At 46.9% G+C, this 18,831-nt stretch carries 18 protein-coding genes and 2 pseudogenes; 5 read left to right on the forward strand and 15 right to left on the reverse strand.

Going from position 1 to position 18,831, the window contains the following annotated elements; genetic code table 11:
- Positions 1–611: ATP-grasp domain-containing protein (locus BN54_RS10015; RefSeq protein ID WP_081583819.1), on the reverse strand; the 611-nt coding region annotated here is incomplete at its 3' end.
- 567 nt (positions 612–1,178) lie between these two features.
- On the opposite strand from BN54_RS10015, the gene BN54_RS04660 reads away from it, so the two are divergent.
- A complete protein-coding gene (locus BN54_RS04660) occupies positions 1,179–2,039 on the forward strand; it encodes a TrmH family RNA methyltransferase (RefSeq protein ID WP_019205997.1) in 861 nt (286 codons plus the stop codon).
- A gap of 107 nt (positions 2,040–2,146) precedes the next feature.
- Here BN54_RS04660 and BN54_RS04665 read toward each other — a convergent pair whose 3' ends face one another.
- A complete protein-coding gene (locus BN54_RS04665) occupies positions 2,147–3,022 on the reverse strand; it encodes an alpha/beta fold hydrolase (protein WP_019205998.1) in 876 nt (291 codons plus the stop codon).
- Positions 3,023–3,235: 213 nt separating this feature from the next.
- Between BN54_RS04665 and BN54_RS10220 the strand changes: the two genes are divergently transcribed.
- The gene (locus BN54_RS10220; RefSeq protein WP_155818282.1) at positions 3,236–3,487 is read left to right on the forward strand and encodes a hypothetical protein; all 252 of its coding nucleotides are present in this window, start codon (positions 3,236–3,238) and stop codon (positions 3,485–3,487) included.
- Positions 3,488–3,858: 371 nt separating this feature from the next.
- Here BN54_RS10220 and BN54_RS04670 read toward each other — a convergent pair whose 3' ends face one another.
- Positions 3,859–4,923 carry a hypothetical protein gene (locus BN54_RS04670; RefSeq protein WP_019206000.1) on the reverse strand — a complete coding sequence of 355 codons (1,065 nt, stop codon included), beginning with the start codon at positions 4,921–4,923 and terminating at the stop codon, positions 3,859–3,861.
- Between the two features lie 414 nt (positions 4,924–5,337).
- Between BN54_RS04670 and BN54_RS10590 the strand changes: the two are divergent.
- A pseudogene (locus tag BN54_RS10590) lies at positions 5,338–5,478 on the forward strand (IS3 family transposase); the annotation flags it as partial.
- A gap of 146 nt (positions 5,479–5,624) precedes the next feature.
- On the opposite strand, the gene BN54_RS04675 reads toward BN54_RS10590, so the two are convergent.
- Positions 5,625–5,939, reverse strand: coding sequence for a helix-turn-helix transcriptional regulator (locus tag BN54_RS04675; RefSeq protein WP_081583802.1), 315 nt, complete (start codon positions 5,937–5,939; stop codon positions 5,625–5,627).
- Between BN54_RS04675 and BN54_RS10025 the strand changes: the two are divergent.
- Positions 5,896–6,075 (forward strand): annotated as a pseudogene (locus tag BN54_RS10025) (IS30 family transposase); the annotation flags it as partial. The gene BN54_RS04675 and the pseudogene BN54_RS10025 overlap by 44 nt on opposite strands.
- 296 nt (positions 6,076–6,371) lie before the next feature.
- Here BN54_RS10025 and BN54_RS04680 read toward each other — a convergent pair.
- The 4 genes from BN54_RS04680 to BN54_RS04695 form a co-directional block, all read right to left on the reverse strand.
- The gene (locus BN54_RS04680) at positions 6,372–7,010 is read right to left on the reverse strand and encodes a Crp/Fnr family transcriptional regulator (protein ID WP_019206002.1); all 639 of its coding nucleotides are present in this window, start codon (positions 7,008–7,010) and stop codon (positions 6,372–6,374) included.
- A gap of 24 nt (positions 7,011–7,034) precedes the next feature.
- Positions 7,035–7,577, reverse strand: coding sequence for a DNA-binding protein (locus tag BN54_RS04685; RefSeq protein ID WP_019206003.1), 543 nt, complete (start codon positions 7,575–7,577; stop codon positions 7,035–7,037).
- Positions 7,570–7,806, reverse strand: coding sequence for a heavy-metal-associated domain-containing protein (locus BN54_RS04690; protein WP_019206004.1), 237 nt, complete (start codon positions 7,804–7,806; stop codon positions 7,570–7,572). The genes BN54_RS04685 and BN54_RS04690 overlap by 8 nt, the downstream gene beginning before the upstream one ends.
- 62 nt (positions 7,807–7,868) lie before the next feature.
- A complete protein-coding gene (locus tag BN54_RS04695) occupies positions 7,869–9,725 on the reverse strand; it encodes a heavy metal translocating P-type ATPase (RefSeq protein ID WP_019206005.1) in 1,857 nt (618 codons plus the stop codon).
- 167 nt (positions 9,726–9,892) lie between these two features.
- Here BN54_RS04695 and BN54_RS04700 point away from each other — a divergent pair, with 167 nt between their 5' ends.
- Positions 9,893–10,852, forward strand: a complete 960-nt coding sequence (locus tag BN54_RS04700) for an IS30 family transposase (RefSeq protein ID WP_019206006.1) — start codon at positions 9,893–9,895, stop codon at positions 10,850–10,852.
- 310 nt (positions 10,853–11,162) lie between these two features.
- Here BN54_RS04700 and BN54_RS04705 read toward each other — a convergent pair whose 3' ends face one another.
- The 7 genes from BN54_RS04705 to BN54_RS04735 form a co-directional block, all read right to left on the reverse strand.
- Positions 11,163–11,777 carry a helix-turn-helix domain-containing protein gene (locus BN54_RS04705; RefSeq protein ID WP_019206007.1) on the reverse strand — a complete coding sequence of 205 codons (615 nt, stop codon included), beginning with the start codon at positions 11,775–11,777 and terminating at the stop codon, positions 11,163–11,165.
- A gap of 108 nt (positions 11,778–11,885) precedes the next feature.
- Complete coding sequence (rlmD, locus tag BN54_RS04710) at positions 11,886–13,256, reverse strand: 23S rRNA (uracil(1939)-C(5))-methyltransferase RlmD (protein ID WP_019206008.1); 1,371 nt, start codon at positions 13,254–13,256, stop codon at positions 11,886–11,888.
- 90 nt (positions 13,257–13,346) lie between these two features.
- A complete protein-coding gene (locus BN54_RS04715) occupies positions 13,347–14,348 on the reverse strand; it encodes a diacylglycerol kinase (protein ID WP_019206009.1) in 1,002 nt (333 codons plus the stop codon).
- 16 nt (positions 14,349–14,364) lie between these two features.
- Entirely contained in the window at positions 14,365–15,789 is a 1,425-nt protein-coding gene (gatB, locus tag BN54_RS04720; protein ID WP_019206010.1) for an Asp-tRNA(Asn)/Glu-tRNA(Gln) amidotransferase subunit GatB, read from the reverse strand.
- Positions 15,790–17,262 (reverse strand): Asp-tRNA(Asn)/Glu-tRNA(Gln) amidotransferase subunit GatA, encoded by a 1,473-nt coding sequence (gatA, locus tag BN54_RS04725; RefSeq protein ID WP_019206011.1) that lies wholly within the window; start codon positions 17,260–17,262, stop codon positions 15,790–15,792.
- A 3-nt stretch (positions 17,263–17,265) separates the two neighbouring features.
- Positions 17,266–17,571 carry an Asp-tRNA(Asn)/Glu-tRNA(Gln) amidotransferase subunit GatC gene (gene gatC / locus BN54_RS04730; protein ID WP_019206012.1) on the reverse strand — a complete coding sequence of 102 codons (306 nt, stop codon included), beginning with the start codon at positions 17,569–17,571 and terminating at the stop codon, positions 17,266–17,268.
- Between the two features lie 150 nt (positions 17,572–17,721).
- Positions 17,722–18,828, reverse strand: coding sequence for a CamS family sex pheromone protein (locus tag BN54_RS04735; protein ID WP_019206013.1), 1,107 nt, complete (start codon positions 18,826–18,828; stop codon positions 17,722–17,724).
- Positions 18,829–18,831: the final 3 nt, after the last annotated feature.

Here is an 18,831-nt window from a genome sequence, read left to right on the forward strand (position 1 = left end):
AATAGTGTTTGTCCATCTTTGGTAATGCCAAAGTCAAGTGAATAGCTGGCTGGTTGATCTTGATAATCCTGAAGACAATCTTCAATAACTTGCGGATCATAATGATAGTACCAATCACCAGTATATGGTCGAACACCTTCAATTTGCCCATAACGAACATAAACACGCCATTCAGCCACAAAATCAACAACTTCACTACAAATTACCGTTGGATTTTCATAACTCGATCCTAAGCCAATCAAATCCTTTGGTGTTCGAATTACTTTTCCCGTAATTCGCTTTCCTTCAACAGACTTAACAAATATCGGCCAAGTTTCTGGATGATGGTTAATGGTATTAATTTGTGAATACCAAATTTGACGGCCTAAGTATTGTCGTAATGACTTAGGGTAATTGAGCTCGCTACAATCAATTTTTAAGAATTTCAATCGTTGACAAACACTTCTAAGCCCTCCAACCACAAGATCAACTTGCGTCATGTGTGGCAACACTTCGGTTAATTGTTGAAATGGTACCACTTCAAATCCCATTTGGTGAAAGCCGCTCATCGCCGCATAACAATTAATACTAAGGGGGATATTATGAGAATTACTTTGGATATATACTTTCATTTATACCTCCATTGCGTCGCTCTTTAGCGCCAAATAATTAACACAAAACTAACTAAGAGAAGGAAGCGACTGCACCCAATTTCCTTTTTTTCAGTCGTCAAACTTACATACTTGCTCCAATTTTAACTGCTTAAAACATCCCTGTACAATTTCACCGGTACCAATCCATCATGACGTGGCGTAATATCAAAAATTCGTTGTCAAGATTGCTCCTTAGGATTTTGGTGTTTAGTGAAAGACAAATTATCAAAATTTTCTACTACTTGTTATCATTCTTCTTTGCTAGTTACCACCGGACAGTACACGCTGAAAGTTTTTGCTCGGATACCAAGCCAATTAGTTTAATCATCCACTGGTAAGCAGCCTTGAAATTTTCATTATCGCTTAAATTAATGACCTTCCTTGCATCACAGTGAAAAATCACGGTTTGACGCAATTGTAAATAAACCGTGTATGGTTGAATTGTCCACATAATTACGAAAGTAGCCTCCGAAAGATCCCCCTACAATAGCTTCTTAAATGTGCTACAATGTGACACATTAACAATTAAAGCAAGGTAGACAGCTAATGCACAACTTAATTTTTCTCAATGATCTCACCGCCCCCGAACTTGCGCCTTACGTTAAGTTCAACGAGGCACAACTCTTCCATGCCTTAGAACCACACCCCGGTCTTTTTATCGCCGAAAGTCCTAAGGTAATCGAACGGGCCTTGCGCGCCGGCTATCGTCCCGCTTCACTGCTGGTTGAAGAAAAGGTCCTGGCTCGTGATTTAGCCGAATTAGACCGCGAAATGGCGGCCAATCAAACGACTGGCTTGGGCCAAACCCCGATTTACGTTGCCAAGCGGGAAGTCCTGCAGCACTTGGCCGGCTACAACCTTTTGCGCGGGGCCTTAGCGGCGATGCACCGGATTAAACGGCCGGACCTCACCACCTTCTTAGCGGCCCTGCCTACCCCCCAGCCCCGGATCGCCGTCTTGGAAAGCGTGGTTAACCCCGCCAACATCGGCGCCATTTTCCGCTCGGCGGCCGCACTAGGCATTGATGGGATCATTGTCACCAGTGATTCGGCGGATCCCTTCTACCGGCGGGCCTCCCGGGTGGCAATGGGGACGGTCTTTCAAATCCCGTGGACTTACGTAGACGCCCAGACTTGGTACACCACCGGAATTGAATTGCTGCACCAGGCCGGTTTTCAAACGGCGGCCATGGCCCTACGTCACAATACCATTAAAATTGACGATCCACAGTTACACCAAGTCGAAAAATTAGCCATTATCCTCGGTTCAGAGGGGCCGGGCCTACAGGAAACCACGATCGATCACAGTGACTTTACAATTAAGATTCCGATGACGGCAGGGGTCGATTCCCTGAACGTCGCCGCGGCCTCAGCACTGGCCTTTTGGGAATTGGGCCAGCGACGCTAATCAGTTGCTCAGACTTACCGCCCTCAACGAGGCTAGTTGGGGCGGCTTTTTTTGTACCGGCCAAGGCCCTCCAGTAGCTCAAAGCGGTTAAACTTAGGGCCACTCCGTTACTGTCCCTGTGGTGGCTGGCGAGCACAGTTTTGGTCAAGCCAGTTAACAATATCTTGCTTGACTACCATGGCATTCGCTTCAAACAGAATCTCATGCCGCATGTTCTGATAGCGTTTGAAAGTGAGGTCGTGATAGCCAGCGTTTTGCAATACATGCGCGGTCTGCTTTACTTGGGCCATATTTCCTGCGCAAGGATCATCCGCCCCATTCAGAAATAAGATGGGCACCGGATGTGGACTAGTAAAATGACGTAACTTGCCTAGTTCGCGCATGCCCTCATATAGATCGTGATAACCCTGGCTAGTAAACGGGTGACCACACGCCGCATCATGAATATACGCTTGCACATTCAAACGATTATAACTTAACCAGTCAACATCAGTGAGGGGATGGCTAATCTTTCGGTTAAATCCGCCAATTGTTAGCTTGGTCAAAAGGGGGCTGATGTGCCGAGGACCTTTCCATTGAATCACTATCTTGCTAAGCAATTTACCGCCCCGCCATAATGGATTGTAGTACGGGACGCCGGTCAAGATCATCCCGTCAAAGTCATGATAGTGCTGCAAGTAACTACGAATAACAATCGTCCCCATCGAATGACCAAACAACATCACCCGCTGCCCGGGAAACCGCACATGGGCCTGCTGAACATACTGGTGAAGTTGGTGCACCAGATTCTGCCAACCACTTTGGCCGAAGTAGCCCCGTTCGGCGGCGGGTAATTCTTTCCCATGTCCCAACAGATCATAGCGAAGCGTACTATAACCACAGCCATTCAAATATTTACAAAAGTCCGCATAGCGCTCACTATACTCCTGCATCCCGTGAACCAGGATCACAACCGCCTTGGCCTGTGGTGCTTCTGAAATCAAACCAATTCACCTTCCCGCCTTATCATTGTCACCGCTTTCATAATTGGGTAATTCTTATCTTAACAATTTGCAATTCAAAAAGCAAAATTACCATTGATCAACGCTCTAGCGAGTTCATGTTTAAAGATGGTGAAGGTGTGCGCCAATCCAAGAAAAGGAGAGCAATTGCGATGAATCAAAAAAAGTTGGACATCGATATTGGGATTATTGCTGATGACAGGAGTACAATTTGGCGTAGCGGGGCTAGGAAGTACTATTGTTTGTATGCTTCGAAAAGAGAAATTTAAATCTTTTGGCTTAACGCGAAAAAACATTGTTAAAGCAATTATCGAAACAATTGGATGCTTTCTCCCGTATATATGCTATGTATTTGCATCCGGTCAATTTGACGGCTTCCATCCTTTCCACATTGCCATCACGGATGAAGTAATTGCAAGTGGGATTCCTGCCCCAATTTCGTCTTGAAACTTACAAGGAATTGATAGCCTCAATAAAGGAGTCCTTCAACTTTTACAACCACAAGCGATCTCAAACGCAATTAGGCAGCCGTGCACCCGCCGAATATCGAGCACTGGCTGCCTAAGCGTTTACATAATTCAATTTTCCCCTTGACCGGGACCAGACCAATTCATCCCTGGCTTATTGAAGCGGAGGGATTCTCGCCCATTTACGATAAATTATTTTTTCGTATTCCCACCAACCACAGGCTCCAATATCACTAATTTCTCGTATGAAAAGATTCCCTTAATAAATTTGGACACCAGTAGGGCGATAAAAATATATATTAGCGAATAAACCTCACCTTATCTATAAATTACCTATTTTAAGCACGCTAGTTAATCGTCCTCATCGTCGCGGTAATGTAAATCATCGAATTTGGTGTTCTTATTTTGCTGCGCTTGACTTGGGGTTTGGTAATAGATGCTATCAGTCCATGGTCTAGCACCACTGGCCGCAACTAATACTTTGACTTGCTGGCCATCAATGGTTTCAGTGTGGACTGCGTAATCGACACCAGCACCAGCACTCTGACACCAACCTTCCATGTGAAGCCAGTGTATTCCATCATGATCAAAGAAGTCGGTTCGCCTCCAGTTCTGGGTGGCATCCTGAATCGCCTGATTGGTCATATTACCTTCATCATACATAAATGAGCTATCTTGTTTATAAAGATGGATAACGTCATTAGTAGTATTATCACCGCCATGATATTGCATCGTGTTCTTACCAAAAGTAATGGAAGGAGCATCAGAGGTGTAATCATCAACGGAGTACCAAGTCCCCTGCATCTCATCTGGGACGTTCACTGGACCCTGATTACCATATTTACCAGAAGTATCAGATGCGGAATGACTGTCTGGAGAACTAGTGGCACCGTTACCACGCTTATCATTGACTTGGGCGTTTTGTGCTAGCTGATTAACGAAATCAGCCTGTCCCTGATTATTAACGTCTTTAACCATGTCTGCTCGGCTAACGGTGGTGAGCTTTTTACCACTCTTGCTAGCACTGGCTCCTTGGTAGATATTAACACTATTGCCCTGAATAGTATAAACCAAGTTAGATGACTTACCACTCGCCTTAACGTTGTAAGCAACCCCTTGCCCATCATCCGCTAATTTATAGTTGGATGCGGGATAAAGATCCACCTGAAGACCGTTCTTTTTAGCATCCTTGGCAGTTTGATACCATTGCTGACCATACTTATTGCCAGCATAGGTGGTAACCAGGCTAACCATCTGTTGCGGTGTTAAGTTATCTGCACTAATTTTGGTACTCGACTTGCTAGTCAGTAGGCTTGAGGAATTGCTACTATGATTCGATGAGCTTTGTTGACTACATCCTGCTAACATCAATGCTAACCCTGTAGCAGTTAACACAAGCATGTGCTTTTTATTCATTAGACACCCTCCCAATTATTGATTCTTCTTAATCATACAACGAATCATAGAACGAAAAAAGCGTTCTACGCCTACTCCAACCTATATCTACCAAGGCTTTCCGCTGATTAGCTAGAACTTCCTACCACTTCCCTATTTGTCTGAAGAATGCACATTATCTGTCTGCAGAAACCGATCGACTTAAAGATCACAAGCGCCGATATTTCAACATTCTTTTAAAAAAAGTCATCAAAAAAGAGTCTCCTTTGCGAAAGGTTTCTTCTCAAGTTAGGTACACTCAAAATTTTAATAAAACCCGCCATGACGCGGTTTAGTTAGTTTTCTCCAGGACGGGCACACTCTCCACGTGTCTCGAATGGCAAGTGCATTGACAATGCCCCAATAGAAAGTTTCTGAAATCCCTATAAGGATGAAACCTATTACGATTACAGATTTGAACCTTACGAAGAGTTGATAACCTCAATAAAGAAATATATCGACTTCAATAATCACAGACGATCCCAAACGAAATTAGGCAGCCGCGCACCCGCCGAATATCGAGCACTAGCTGCCTAAGCGTTTATATAATTCAATTCTCCCCCTTGACCGGGACCAGACCAGTACTTCTTACAGTAACAAATAACCGTTACTGAGGGCCCACAGAAGATCCACAGCAACGCCCTCCACTAGCCAACAAAGAATAATTGGTTTTTTATTACTTATCAGGAAAGACAATCCTGTCGAAATTGATGAATGGTTTGCCCAGTCCATATATTAAATGCCCGTTGAAACGAATTCGTTTCCTGATAAGCTAGTAAAAATGCAATTTCATCGGTTGACAAGTTTGTATTAAGCAAATAGTTTTTTGCCAACATTTCACGGGTTTCATTTAATTGTTGTTGAAAGTTGGTTGCTTCTGCTTTTAAATTTCGTTGCAGCGTTCGTTTGCTAATGCCTAATTTCTTGGCCACATCATCAACACCGGCAAAGCCGCGCGGCAGTAATGAAAATCGCAACCGAGTACTACGCCGCTTCATTCCCAAAGGTCAACCGATTGATGAGATTACCGATGATGAATTGATTCAAATTAACTGGTATTTGAATTCCCGACCACTCAAATGTTTAAATTGGCGAACACCGATTGAGATCTTTTTGCGTAATCTGCGTTACTAAATTTATTCAAGTTATTTCTTGCAATCTGCCAAATGAAAAGGAAAAGTATATTATTCCGGCTAAATATAAACGTCCCATCCTTGATGAACTAGCCAAACTAGGCATTGATTACAGTTTCATCTACCCTGAAGATCATGCTAAGAAAGCCGAAATGATTAAAGATAAATATTTAGGGCTATAAGCTATGGCGGCTTGAATGGCTAGCATCCCCCACGGGTGAGTTAAAAATAGGCATTAAGCGTTCAAAACTTTTGAATGCTTAATGCCTTTTGTATGTGTATTGGACTCATTTCCTTTTACAAATGAATAATTTGGATCGTTCGCAAATGACGCGTGAGTTTACTATCCGCTTCCAATTGAGCAAGCGTCCGCGATAATGTTTCGGGGGTTGTCCCAAGGTATGAAGAAAGGTCCTTGAGTTTCAAGGGTAGCTTAACTTCCGAACTCTGTTGATCAACCATCAATTGTTTCAGATAAGTCACTACCCGTTCTTCAATGTTTGGCAGTCCCATCAGCCGTGTTTGCTGACGAAGACTTTCAATCATTGCCGCCTGTCCTGCCATTAGTTTTAAGGCAATTTCGCTTCGGTGGTGAATCAATTGGATAAAGTCTTGCCGATTAAGAATACAGATATCACTGTCTGTAGTCATTTCTACATAACTACTATGGTTGGCAACCCCCAGGAGCCAGGTTTCACCAACATAATCACCTGTCTTCAGCATTCGTTGCACCCGTTCTTCACCATCTTCACTTAGTTGGTACATTCGACCATGGCCACTTTTTACAATCACTAACCGGTCATCCTTGTCTGGACTCACAACAATTGTTCCGCGCTTAATACGCTGGTGATGAACCAGCTGTTCCACTTGGCGCTGGCGTTCTAAACTTAACTGATTAAAGAGCGGAACCAGGTGAACACAAAGTTCTTCTTTCATTAGAGTATCCTCCATCATTTAATGTTAGAAGTCATCATCTTCTTCAGTATACAACCCCGTCCGTAAATCATGCCCCAAGAAGCGCTGGGTTAAAGCAATTTGCTTTTTGATCCATGACAATAATTCCGTTAAATCTACTGCTAATTCAGACCATTCTTCTTTATTGCCAAGAGCAATGGCCTTCGTGATAAAGAGAATCTGCGTGTCAAAATCCTTTACCAAGGCAAATAATTGGTCATCCCCTGGCAAATACTTATCAGCACCACTTTCTTCTAGCATGGTAAATTCACGAAAATGATCCGTCGTCGTTGGGATACTCTCACCATTCTGAACTAGCAGCTGATTCAGGTGATTAAATGCTTCCTGTTCATGCGCAATCCAATCATCGCCATATTGGGATAAAAACAATGCCGCATTCCCTTTCGTAAACAGCTTTGCCTGACTAATCTTTAGTGAATGAATTAATAAGTTGGCAATGATATGACCCGTCATCGCCCCTGCCGTTGGTGTATGGTGATCAATATCGCTCTGTTTTAGTTCCTGTTGATACTGTTCTTCACTAGTCATCTGATAGCTCCTTTACCTTAATTCCCTGAACCGTGTATCCCATTTTTTCAATATTTGCTTGAACATCATCGGGTGAAGCTTTGGCCAAATCTAGTGTAAATTTAACCTTTCCCGCATTGAACAGTACCTTCACGTCATCGGTCCCGTCAATGCTTTCAACACTTTTTTGAATCTTAGCTAGGCATGATGGACAAGTTAAACCATCAAGTTTCATCACTACTTTTTCCATGGTTATCACTCCTTTGTTATTTTCATTGTAATTTAGCCACCGTAAATAAAAATTGATTGTCATCAATTTTGAGAAATTCGTTTCATCAATCGCATACTGTTCAAAATAACAATCAGAATACTAAGCTCATGAATCAGCATTCCTGATGCCATTTCGATATAACCAACAAAAAGTCCAATAAACAATAGCACTACCGTCAGTAAGGCAATCAAGATGTTTTCATTCATATTGGTAATGGTTCGCCGTGCCAAGCGAAAACTGGTGACTAGACTATTCAGATCTGATTTCACAAGTACTAGGTCGGCTACATCCATTGCAACATCAGTACCGGAACCCATTGCTACTGCAACATCAGCTACGGAGAGTGCCGGACTATCATTAATCCCGTCACCAATAAATGCGATCCGATGACCGTCAGCCTGTTGCTGTTTGAGATAGTCAGCTTTCCCTTGAGGAAGCATCGCTGCGTGAACTTCATCGATTGGTAGGTTAGCTGCGATCTGATGAGCGGTTCCTTCATTATCGCCAGTCAACATTATGAGTCGTTTGACCCCTAACGCTTTTAATTGTCGTAACGCCGATTGTGCCTGTGATCGTAACTGATCTTTGATACCAAAGATTGCCAATTCATGGTGATCCATGCTGGCAAAAATAACAATCGAATTTCCATCACTCGTCAGTTGATCAATGAGTTGGTCGAGAGTTGAACTGGTACCTAATAAGTCTTTAATCAGGGTTAGATTACCTAATAAGTACTCACCTTCACCAATTTGCGCTCGGATTCCCTGTCCCTTAATCGTTTGAATATCGGTTGGCTGATAATCGTACTTCCTATCTAGCTTGCTAATTGCTTGTGCCAACGGGTGGTCCGATCGTTGTTCAACTGCTACCGCTTGATCAATAATCGTCTGTCGGTCTCCGTTCAGAACATTGACACTGGTAACTACTGGCTTCCCGACAGTTAAGGTACCCGTCTTATCAAAGGCAATCGCGTCAATATGCTTCATCCGGTCCATGACATCGGAACCCTTAAAGAGAATCCCCTGACGAGCACCATTACCGATTCCAGCAACAGTAGATGCAGGGACACCAATCACAAGCGCACCTGGACAGCCAAGAACCATTACGGTAATTGCTAACCGCACGTCTCGTGTAATCAAGCCAACCATAATTGCTACCAATAGCACAACTGGCGTGTAATAACGTGCGAAGCGATCAATAAAGCGTTGCGTCTTCGCTTGCGAATCCTGAGCTTCTTCCACTAGTTCAATAATTTTACCGAACGTAGTATCTTCGCCTGCCGCGGTAGTATTCACCGTCACCGTCCCATTTTCCAAAATGGTTCCCGCAAAAACTGCATCTCCAGGATGTTTCTTAACTAACCGGGACTCCCCAGTAATACTGGCTTCATTTAGAACGGCAGTCCCAGTCTTGATCGTGCCATCGACTGGAACCTGATTTCCGGTCTTAATCAAGACCATGTCCCCTGGATCAATGAAGTCCACATCCTCGTCACTGGTATTGCCATCTTCATCAATCACCACCGCGGTTTGAGGAGCAAGTTCGGTTAGCTGCTTAATTGCCGACCGTGTCTTCCTTAAAGTAGCGTTTTCTAATACCTCACCAACCATAAAAAGCCAGGTAACAATCGCCGCTTCGTTATATTCGCCAATGATAAACGCACCGATCACCGCAATACTGACGAGAACATCAATCGATATCAGCCGTACCTCTAATGACGAGATGGCTGTGAATAAAATCGGCAATAGACCGATGACCCCTGCAATGGCCATTAGGATCTGATACATTAAGTTATTTGAGCTGATAAAGCGAAAAGCTTCTGCCAGAATTAATAAAACGGTCAAGCCGATCACCAATGCTTGCCGTTGCTCAGTCAGGAATCGTTGTACTTTTACCATATCGGTACCTCCTTTTACTGTCCTTAGTATAAGAAAAGAAGCTAGTAAGTTACTTGACCGTCATCAAGTTTGGTAATTTCGCGGTTTGTAAAATTAAGTTAGAAAAATAAAAAGCCATTTGTGGTAGACTTTTGAATACCCATACATCAAAAGAAAGGACACCACAAATGACCTACCATCATCTTACCATAGACGAACTAACGATGATCGCTAATTTTCGTGACCAAGGAGTAAAAGCCTACCGAGCTGCCAAACTTTTGCACCGGAGCTTAGAAACCGTCTACCGAGTTTATCGCTTTCTGGCCGCCGGCCACACGCTCCAAGAGTATTGCCAACACTATCGTAAAAACAAGGCTCATTGCGGTCGGAAGGCCATTCAATTGCCCACTGATGAGGTAACTTATATCAAAGCCAAGGTGGCTCAAGGCTGGACGCCAGACACAATCATGGGACGCGCTGAACGACCACTCAGCTGTAGTATGCGGACGCTTTACCGCCTTTTTGAGCGGGGTACCTTTGATGTGCGTACTTTGCCGATGAAAGGCAAACGTCGCCCCAATGGTTACGTAGAACGGCGGGGGAAGGCTGGTCAACTTGGCCAAAGCATTCACCAACGGGCTGTTGACTTTCCCAACTTTAACCGTGAATTCGGCCACCTTGAAGCCGACACCGTCCAGGGCAAAGGACATCAGGGCGCCGTTATGACTTTGGTCGAACGGATTTCCAAAGTCGAAGTGATTCTTAACGTCCATAGTAAGACGGCCACCAGTGTGATCCAGCACTTACAGGAATGGCTGGCAAAGTTTCCACCCCACTACTTCAAGTCGATTACCTTCGACAATGGGAAGGAGTTCGCTGACTGGCGAGCAATTGCCAACCAATTTGACCTCCAGACCTACTTTGCCGAGGTGGGGGCACCTAACCAACGGGGGTTAAACGAGAACAACAACGGCCTTCTGTGGCGCGATGGGCTCCACAAAGGTCGCGATCTCCGCCACCTAGCTGATGAAGAGGTTGCTCAAATAATGAGCTACCGGAACAACATTCCTCGCAAGTCATTGGGCTATCAAACACCTTACGAGGTATTCATGAAGTATGTCACTGATGAGCAACTACTTTTTTTCTAACTTAAATTGACATTTTGTGACAAGAAAAAGCGGAAGCTCCTTTTACTCAAAAATGAAATAATTTAGTTATACCTTCTGTTAACTTTTTTAAAAGGTGACCGTACTAAAAGTAATATTTTGGAAGGATCGATTCCCGCTAGGTGGTTATTTTGAGGTGCTAAGTGGTTAGGAAAACCCGCTACCACCCCTACTAAAATGCGTTCCAGATCGACAGGTCCGGCTGTAAGCCAACGGACTTAAGACCCCCAATCCATAAAAAAAGCTCCTCGTCACCAGCTCATTTGCCGGTAGTAAGGAGCCTTAGTCTATCCTAGCCTTCTTTTGTGAGAGCTTTTTTCTGCCAACTTCGTTTTCCACATTCCGGGCATTTCATATACCTTGTCCGTCCCCTATGCATCGCAAGAATTGTCTGCCAGTAAGTAGGGACATATCTGTGGTGGCAATTCTGGCATTCATAATAGCCGGCCGTTTGTTCAATCCCCACGGCGATCAAGGCAACCGTAAGGATAATCACGAGTGCAAACCCGGTGAGTAAAATTCGTAGCCAAACCGGTATCTCTATGAATGCCGCCACTAACACCATGGCCAACCCAGCAATCAGAGCCGGATAAGAAAGCCAGTATTCCATCCTAAGCATCTGGCGGTTCTTTTTCTCAACCTCTTGCCTCATCGCCAGCAGGTTTGCCTCTGCCCGTTTGTCATATGCCTCGGTCATAATTCTTTCGCCCGACAGAAGTTCGTTGACGTTAATCTTTAAAAGATCACAAAGCTCCAACATGAGCCCTGAATCAGGCATCGACTTGCCTGTCTCCCATTTTGATATTGCCCGATCACTAATTCCGAGCTTCTCAGCAAGGTTTGCCTGAGTCATGCCCAATTCTTTTCTACAGGATGCTATGAATTTTCCAATTTTGATTTGATCCATATCGGGCCCTCCTTTCATGACTCAAGCATAACTGGAACCATCGTTTTTTTACACAAACTGTAGGTTGAGTCCGCTAAAATCAGATCTTTTCCAAGGCCTTGAGCGTGACTACTCGTCACGCTCAAGGACAGAAACGCTCTCCACATGGGTCGTTTGTGGAAACTGATCAACGGGCTGAATTGGTTTGGTAACCTGATAGCCCACCGCCGCCAAGCGCTGCAAATCGCGGACCAGCGTGGCTGGATTGCACGAGACGTAAATAATCTTTTTGGGACCCATTTGACCCGCGGCTTCAATCAGACTTTCCGCTAACCCCTTGCGTGGTGGATCAACAATCAAAACATCCGGCTTTAGGCCCGCGGCCTGCCACTTGGCCATTTGTTCTTCCGCCTTGCCCACCACAAATTCAGCGTTATCAATCCCATTTAAGGCCGCATTTTGCTTGGCATCGGCAATCGCGGCCGGTACGATTTCAACCCCGTAAACCTTTTTGGCGTGCTTAGCTACCGCCAAAGAAATCGTCCCGATTCCACAATAGGCATCAATCACGGTCTGACTACCGTCCAATTTGGCTTGCTCAATTGCAGTTTGATACAGCTTTTCGGTTTGTTGGGGATTAACCTGGTAAAAGGATAGTGGGGAGATCTTAAAGTCGATCCCCAAGAGCTGATCATTAATCGTGGCTTGGCCCCATAAGACCCGGTTCTGATCCCCCAACAGCTTATTCGTCTGCTTTTCGTTAATGTTGTGCACCAAACTCTTTAGTTCTGGCACGGCGGCAACAATTTCAGCTGTCAGGGCTTGTTGGGCCGGCAAGTGCTTGGTCTTGGTAATCAAGACCACCATCACCTCGTGGGAATAATACCCCCGCCGCACCATCACCGTCCGGATCACGCCGTGCCCGGTTTGTTCATCATAGGCTGGAATCTGGTGGCGGCGTAAAACATCCCGGACCGCCGCGATCGTTTGGTCAATCACCGGATCTTGAATCAAGAAGTCTTCAATTGGCACCAAATCATGGCTGCCCCGCTTGTAAAACCCGGTCTCTAAGCGTCCCCGGATTAATTTCACCGGCACTTGGGCCTTGTTGCGATAACGCACAGGGGTTTTCATCCCCAAGGTCGGTGCCACTTCCAACGGCAGATGGGCCTTGGCTAGGAGGTCGACCAGCAACTTCTGCTTAAACTTCAGCTGGGCTGGATAACTTAAATGCCCCAAGGGCGCAATCCCGGTCTGCAAGTAGCGCTGATCGGCCAGCTCAACCCGGTCGGCACTCTTGGTTTGCCAAGCCAGCGCCCGCCCCCAAGCAAAGTTCTTACTAACTTTGGTGACGACGTACTCAATCGTTTCCCCCGGCAGGGCGTTCGGGATAAAAATCGGGTAATGGTCAACTTTGATCACCCCGTTGCCTTCGTAGGTCAGATCCGTTACGGTCCCCGTGCGGTGTTCGTTCTTGTGGACCGGTAGCTGTAACTTCATGCGTGGTTCCTCCTGTTTTCCTATGTACGCAAAAGAGCTGGGAAAATCCCAGCCCTTCTATTCTACTAAGTTCCCGGTGGAATGTCCAAACTAGTGGGCCGTTTGATCCGCTAGTTCATCAACCCCGCGCACAAAGTCGTCTTCATACTTCTTCATATCGGCCGTCAAGGCATCATTCGGAATTTCGTCCAGGTTGGCGATCACTTCCAAGTGTTGCTTGAGGTTGACAAAGTGCATTGGCGCATCGCCACCGTACTCGCCATCGAGGTTGATCATTAAGCGATCTTGGTCGTCTAGCGGGGTGACCATGACGTCCTTGGCCTTAGCGTAAATAATCCGCGGATCATCCACGTGCGTTCCCTTTAAAGCCTTGGTCATCAGCTGCAACATCCCCACCAGCGAGCTGTCCTTGACGATAATTAAAGAAAAGTTCCCGTCATCAAGGGAAGCATCGGGAACAATCTGTTCAAAGCCCCCCACCGAATTGGTCAAGGCCAAAAAGATCGTCGAAGCCTTGCCCCGGAATTCCTGGCCGTCGTATTTGATGCTCATCTCAACTGGCTTGATCTGGGGCAATAATTCAGCCCCCTTGGCAAAGTAGGCCGCATAGCCAAACAAAGACTTCATTTGCGACGGAACTTCATAGGTCAACTCCGTTAAAGTTCCCCCCGCCGCAATGTTCATAAAGTAGTTGTCATTGGCCTTGCCGACATCAATCTTAAAACGGTTGTTGGCCTTGAGAATCAACTTCGCGGCCGCAATTGGGTCCTCACGCGGTACCCGCAGGGCCCGCGCATAGTCATTGGTCGTGCCGGCCGGGATCACTGCCAAGGTAGGACGCTGTTTTAACCCCGCAATCCCGTTGATAACTTCGCTTAGGGTCCCATCACCCCCGGCCGCCACAATCAAATCAAAGCCCTCCTTGGCCGCCCGGGTGGCTTCATTTTTAGCCGAATTGGGTTCCGGCGTCGTTGCGTAGGCGCTGGTCTCATACCCCGCCTGTTCGTAAACAGCCAGGATGTCCACCAGGTCGCCACGCAATGCTTCCCGCCCCGAAGTTGGGTTATAGATAATTCGCGCGCGTTTGTGCATGACCATCCCTCGTTTCTTACCGTTCGTTTAAGGCTTGCATCAAGATTTGGTTGACCACCTTCGGATTAGCCTTCCCGCGGGTTTGCTTCATGATTTGACCAACCAAGAAGCCAATTGCCCGGTCTTTCCCGTTCTTAAAGTCAATGATCGATTGTTCATTGTTATCCAAGACCCCATCGATGATTGGCTTTAATTCAGCGGGATCAGACATTTGAACTAAGCCGTGGGCCTTGGCAAAGGCAGCCGGTTCTTCCCCGTCAATAATCCCGGCAAAGACCTTTTTGGCCATCTTCGAAGAAATCGTACCGTTGTCAATCAACTTCACCATCCCGGCCAAGTGGTCCGGCGTCAGCTTAGTGTCTTGCAGATCAACGTGTTCATCATTTAAGTAGGAGTTGACGTCGTTCATCAAGTAGTTGGCAATCCGCTTGGCATCGGCACCAGTAGCCACCGCCGCTTCAAAGAAGTCCGCCATTTCCTTGGTTTGCGTCAAAACCATCGCATCGTAATCCGTCAGGCCCAGGTCGTTGACGTAGTGTTCCCGCCGTTCACCGGGCATTTGCGGCATGGCTTGGCGAATTTCATCAATCCATTCATCAGAAACTTCCAGTGGCGGCAAGTCTGGTTCGGGGAAGTAACGATAGTCATCGCTCCCTTCCTTGGAGCGCATCGAAATGGTTCCCTTCGTGGCTTCATCATACCGCCGGGTTTCTTGGACAATCGTGCCCCCGGAGAGAATCACTGCTTGGTGCCGCTTTTCTTCAAATTCCAGGGCATTGCGCACGTAGTTAAAGGAGTTGATGTTCTTCATTTCCGTCTTGGTCCCGAACTTATCGCTCCCAAATGGCCGCACGGAAATGTTGGTATCCACCCGCATCGACCCTTCTTCCATCTTCACATCCGAAATCCCGGTAAATTGAATGCGTTGTCGCAAGGCTTCTAAGTAGGCCACTGCTTCTTCTGGCGACGCAATGTCGGGCTTAGAGACGATTTCGATCAACGGCGTACCCTGCCGGTTTAAGTCGACGTAGGAATACTGGCCCGTGTGGGTGTTTTTCCCGGCGTCTTCTTCAATATGCATTTCGGCAATCCCGATCTTCTTCTTTTTGCCGTTCACTTCAATTTCAACCCAGCCGTCGTGGGCAATTGGCGTTTCTGATTGGGTAATTTGGTATGCCTTCGGGTTGTCCGGGTAGAAATAGTTCTTCCGGTCAAAGTGCATCTGCTTGGTAATTTCAGCATGCAAGGCCAAGCCGGCCATGATCCCGGCTTTGACTACCCCCTTGTTCAGACTTGGTAAGACCCCGGGGTACCCCCAGTCAATCACATTGGTATTTTCGTTTGGTGCCGCCCCAAAGTTAACCGGGGACGGGCTATAAATCTTGGAGTTGGTCTTTAATTCCACGTGGACTTCCAGACCAATAGTGGTTTCAAAATTCATTTAGTTTTGCCCCCCTAATTGTGGCGTTTGCTTGTGGAAATCAGTCGTTTGTTCAAAGACGTACCCGGCATCGTAAACGGTTTGTTCATCAAAAGCCTTCCCGATAATTTGCAGCCCAACTGGCATCCCGTTAGCCTTAGAGAAGCCAGCCGGAATTGACATCCCCGGCAGACCAGCCATGTTGACGGACACCGTCAGCAGGTCGTTTAAGTACATCTTGGTTGGATCGGTAATTTCCGCACCGACCTTGAAAGCCGTCGAAACCGCCGTTGGCCCCATAATGACGTCATGATCCGCCAAGACCTGGTTAAAGTCATCTGCAATCAAGCGCCGGACCTTCGCCGCCTTGGCAAAGTAGGCATCATATGACCCCGCGGATAAGGAGAAAGTCCCCAGCATGATTCGGCGCTTTACTTCTGGTCCAAACCCTTCGGAACGCGTCTTAACATAAACGTCTTCCAGATTCTTCACATCATCAGCCCGGAAGCCGTAACGAATCCCGTCGAAGCGTTGCAAGTTTGAGGACGCTTCGGAGGAAGCCAAAATGTAGTAAGCAGGAATCCCGTACTTGGTGTGTGGCATCGAGACTTCATCAATCTGGGCCCCTAAGGATTCATAATGGGCCAAGGCCGCCTTGATGACTTCCTTGACGTCTTCATCAATCCCCTCACCTAAGTATTCCTTTGGCACGGCAATCTTGAGCCCCTTAACGTCAGCCTGGGCGAGATTAGCGGCGTAGTGTGGCACGGCCAGGTGCGAACTGGTCATGTCCTTGGCATCAAGGCCGGCAATCGCTTCTAACATGTAGGCGTTGTCCTTAACGCTTTGCGACAACCACCCAACTTGATCAAAGGAGGAACCAAAGGCGATGACCCCCCAACGGGAAACCCGCCCGTAAGTTGGCTTCATCCCCACGACCCCAGTAAAGGACGCCGGTTGGCGAATCGAGCCCCCTGTATCGGTCCCGACGGCCCCTAGCACGTCCCCCGCCGCAACGGCCGCAGCGGAACCACCCGACGAGCCCCCTGGCACCCGGGTCAGGTCCCACGGGTTCTTAGTCGTTTGGAAGGCCGAATTTTCCGTGGACGACCCCATCGCAAATTCATCCAGGTTGGTCTTACCGACGTTGATTACCCCAGCTTGGTGGAGCTTTTCGACGACCGTTGCATCATAAACCGGCTTAAAATCAGCTAACATCTTAGACGCCGCCGTCGTCGTCAGCCCTTTCGTAACAATGTTATCCTTAACGGCCAGCGGAATCCCCGCCAGCATTTGGTCCGGGGCAATCCCCGCTTGGTCTAAGGCAGCGGCTTGCTTTAAAGCCGCTTCTTCATTTAAGGCCAAGAACGCTTTGACTTGATCGTCCGTAGCCTTAATCCGCGCAAACGCCGCCTGGGTCAATTCCGTGGCGCTAACCCGCTTGTTAACCAGGTCATCGTGTAATTGGGTGACATCGGTATCGTAAAAAGCCATCCGTTAATCCTCGCTTTCATCAATAATCGCTGGCACTTTAATCAAGCCTTGCTCCGTTTCTGGGGCATTGGCCAACAGTGCATCGCGTTGGTTGCTTGCGACTGCCACGTCCTCGCGCATCACGCTGACTTCTTGCGTGGGCGAATACATTGGGGTCACCCCCGTTGTATCCATTTGTTGCAGGTCATCAAACAGGTGCATCGTCGCTTCTAATTGGGGCACAAATTGGTCCAATTCCGCATCCGTAAAGGACAGCTTCGCCAATTCTGCCACGTGTTCAGCCGCCTTACGGCCTAACTTCTCAGCCATTCTCCTAACCTCTTTTCCAAATTCTTTACAATATTTTTATTCTATCACAAGCCGCGCTTCGATGCCGCTTTGTCAAGGGATTTCTTGCAAAGCGCCAAGCAGAAAACCGTGACCGAAGCCAAAGGACGATCACGGTTTTGAACCGGGCGGTTAATAGGAGCCGAAAATGTGCGAATTCCACTTGTTGGAACCGGCATCCCGGTAAACCACTGCTTGGATATTCGAATCGGATTGAATCTTGATATCAATTGGGACCCCGTTTGGCAGGTACTTCTTAGCCGCTTGGACGATGTAACCCGTAAAACTGTTGATTTCCGTTTGGCTGTAGAACTGAGTCGTAATCGTCACGTGCATGCCTTGTAAGGTGCCATCTTTTGATTGGGCTTGGGCCGTAACCCCGCTAATGTTCGGGAAAAAGTTTTGCACTTGGCTCTTAAAGTTGGAAAACGAGCCGCTGGTCCCAGTGCTGTTGGAGTTGGCTTCTGCAGCTGAGGTGGCCTTTGGCAAGACCTCATTCTTGTAATTCAACTTTGTCCAACTGCCGACCTGGGCACTATTGGTTTTCGTGTAAGCAAAGAAGGTCCCGCCAACCAAGCTGTCTTGAGGCGCTTGCTTGTATAAAGCGACCACAATCGGGACGTTTTGGAGGTCTTTCTTTTCCCGTAGCCGCTTTACAATCTTCGCGGCAGCGGCCTTACCTTGGGCTTGCACTTCACTATCGGAAATTTTTTTCGTATAGTACGGCCCATCGTTCTTCTTTTGGTATTGATATTCCGAGTTGATGCCGACCCCGATCACCACACCCTTCAATTTTAAGGAATTGCCACTTTGTTGGACATAATCCTGTTCTTCGATTTGTTGAATGTACAAGGGGTTAGGATCACTCTTCTTGCCTTGGGCTGGATTCAAGCCCAACGGATTCTTACTGGTTTGCCGGCCTAACCAATCACCTAAGGTACTGGCACTCAAATATTGGCCTTCCTGAAAAATGTAGTTCTTCGGGGAAAAGAACTTCTTGGCAATCACATTGGTCAAACCATTTTCAAAGCTCTTCAAGTTGTAAGTATTATCATTTTGCTGGACGGCCACTCCCCGCGCCTTACTGGTTTGGTAATGCCCACCCTTAATCACGGCTTGGTAAGTCCCACTGGTACTGCCAGTTGTCGTTACATTGTTGCTTTTCTTATTACCACAGGCCGCTAAGCTGATGCTGACCCCGATGGTGGCCAGGACAACCCACCATTTTTTCCTTTTCACGGT

Source organism: Limosilactobacillus ingluviei str. Autruche 4 (assembly GCF_000312405.1).
Classification (GTDB): Bacteria; Bacillota; Bacilli; order Lactobacillales; family Lactobacillaceae; genus Limosilactobacillus; species Limosilactobacillus ingluviei.

Excerpts from the sequence above, each read along its gene's own strand:
- BN54_RS04660 (WP_019205997.1), top strand. The coding sequence starts at position 1,179 with ATGCACAACTTAATTTTTCTCAATGATCTCACCGCCCCCGAACTTGCG.
- BN54_RS10220 (WP_155818282.1), top strand. The coding sequence starts at position 3,236 with ATGACAGGAGTACAATTTGGCGTAGCGGGGCTAGGAAGTACTATTGTT.
- BN54_RS04670 (WP_019206000.1), bottom strand. The coding sequence starts at position 4,923 with ATGAATAAAAAGCACATGCTTGTGTTAACTGCTACAGGGTTAGCATTG.
- BN54_RS04675 (WP_081583802.1), bottom strand. The coding sequence starts at position 5,939 with ATGAAGCGGCGTAGTACTCGGTTGCGATTTTCATTACTGCCGCGCGGC.
- BN54_RS04680 (WP_019206002.1), bottom strand. The coding sequence starts at position 7,010 with ATGAAAGAAGAACTTTGTGTTCACCTGGTTCCGCTCTTTAATCAGTTA.
- BN54_RS04685 (WP_019206003.1), bottom strand. The coding sequence starts at position 7,577 with ATGACTAGTGAAGAACAGTATCAACAGGAACTAAAACAGAGCGATATT.
- BN54_RS04690 (WP_019206004.1), bottom strand. The coding sequence starts at position 7,806 with ATGGAAAAAGTAGTGATGAAACTTGATGGTTTAACTTGTCCATCATGC.
- BN54_RS04695 (WP_019206005.1), bottom strand. The coding sequence starts at position 9,725 with ATGGTAAAAGTACAACGATTCCTGACTGAGCAACGGCAAGCATTGGTG.
- BN54_RS04700 (WP_019206006.1), top strand. The coding sequence starts at position 9,893 with ATGACCTACCATCATCTTACCATAGACGAACTAACGATGATCGCTAAT.
- BN54_RS04705 (WP_019206007.1), bottom strand. The coding sequence starts at position 11,777 with ATGGATCAAATCAAAATTGGAAAATTCATAGCATCCTGTAGAAAAGAA.
- rlmD (WP_019206008.1), bottom strand. The coding sequence starts at position 13,256 with ATGAAGTTACAGCTACCGGTCCACAAGAACGAACACCGCACGGGGACC.
- BN54_RS04715 (WP_019206009.1), bottom strand. The coding sequence starts at position 14,348 with ATGCACAAACGCGCGCGAATTATCTATAACCCAACTTCGGGGCGGGAA.
- gatB (WP_019206010.1), bottom strand. The coding sequence starts at position 15,789 with ATGAATTTTGAAACCACTATTGGTCTGGAAGTCCACGTGGAATTAAAG.
- gatA (WP_019206011.1), bottom strand. The coding sequence starts at position 17,262 with ATGGCTTTTTACGATACCGATGTCACCCAATTACACGATGACCTGGTT.
- gatC (WP_019206012.1), bottom strand. The coding sequence starts at position 17,571 with ATGGCTGAGAAGTTAGGCCGTAAGGCGGCTGAACACGTGGCAGAATTG.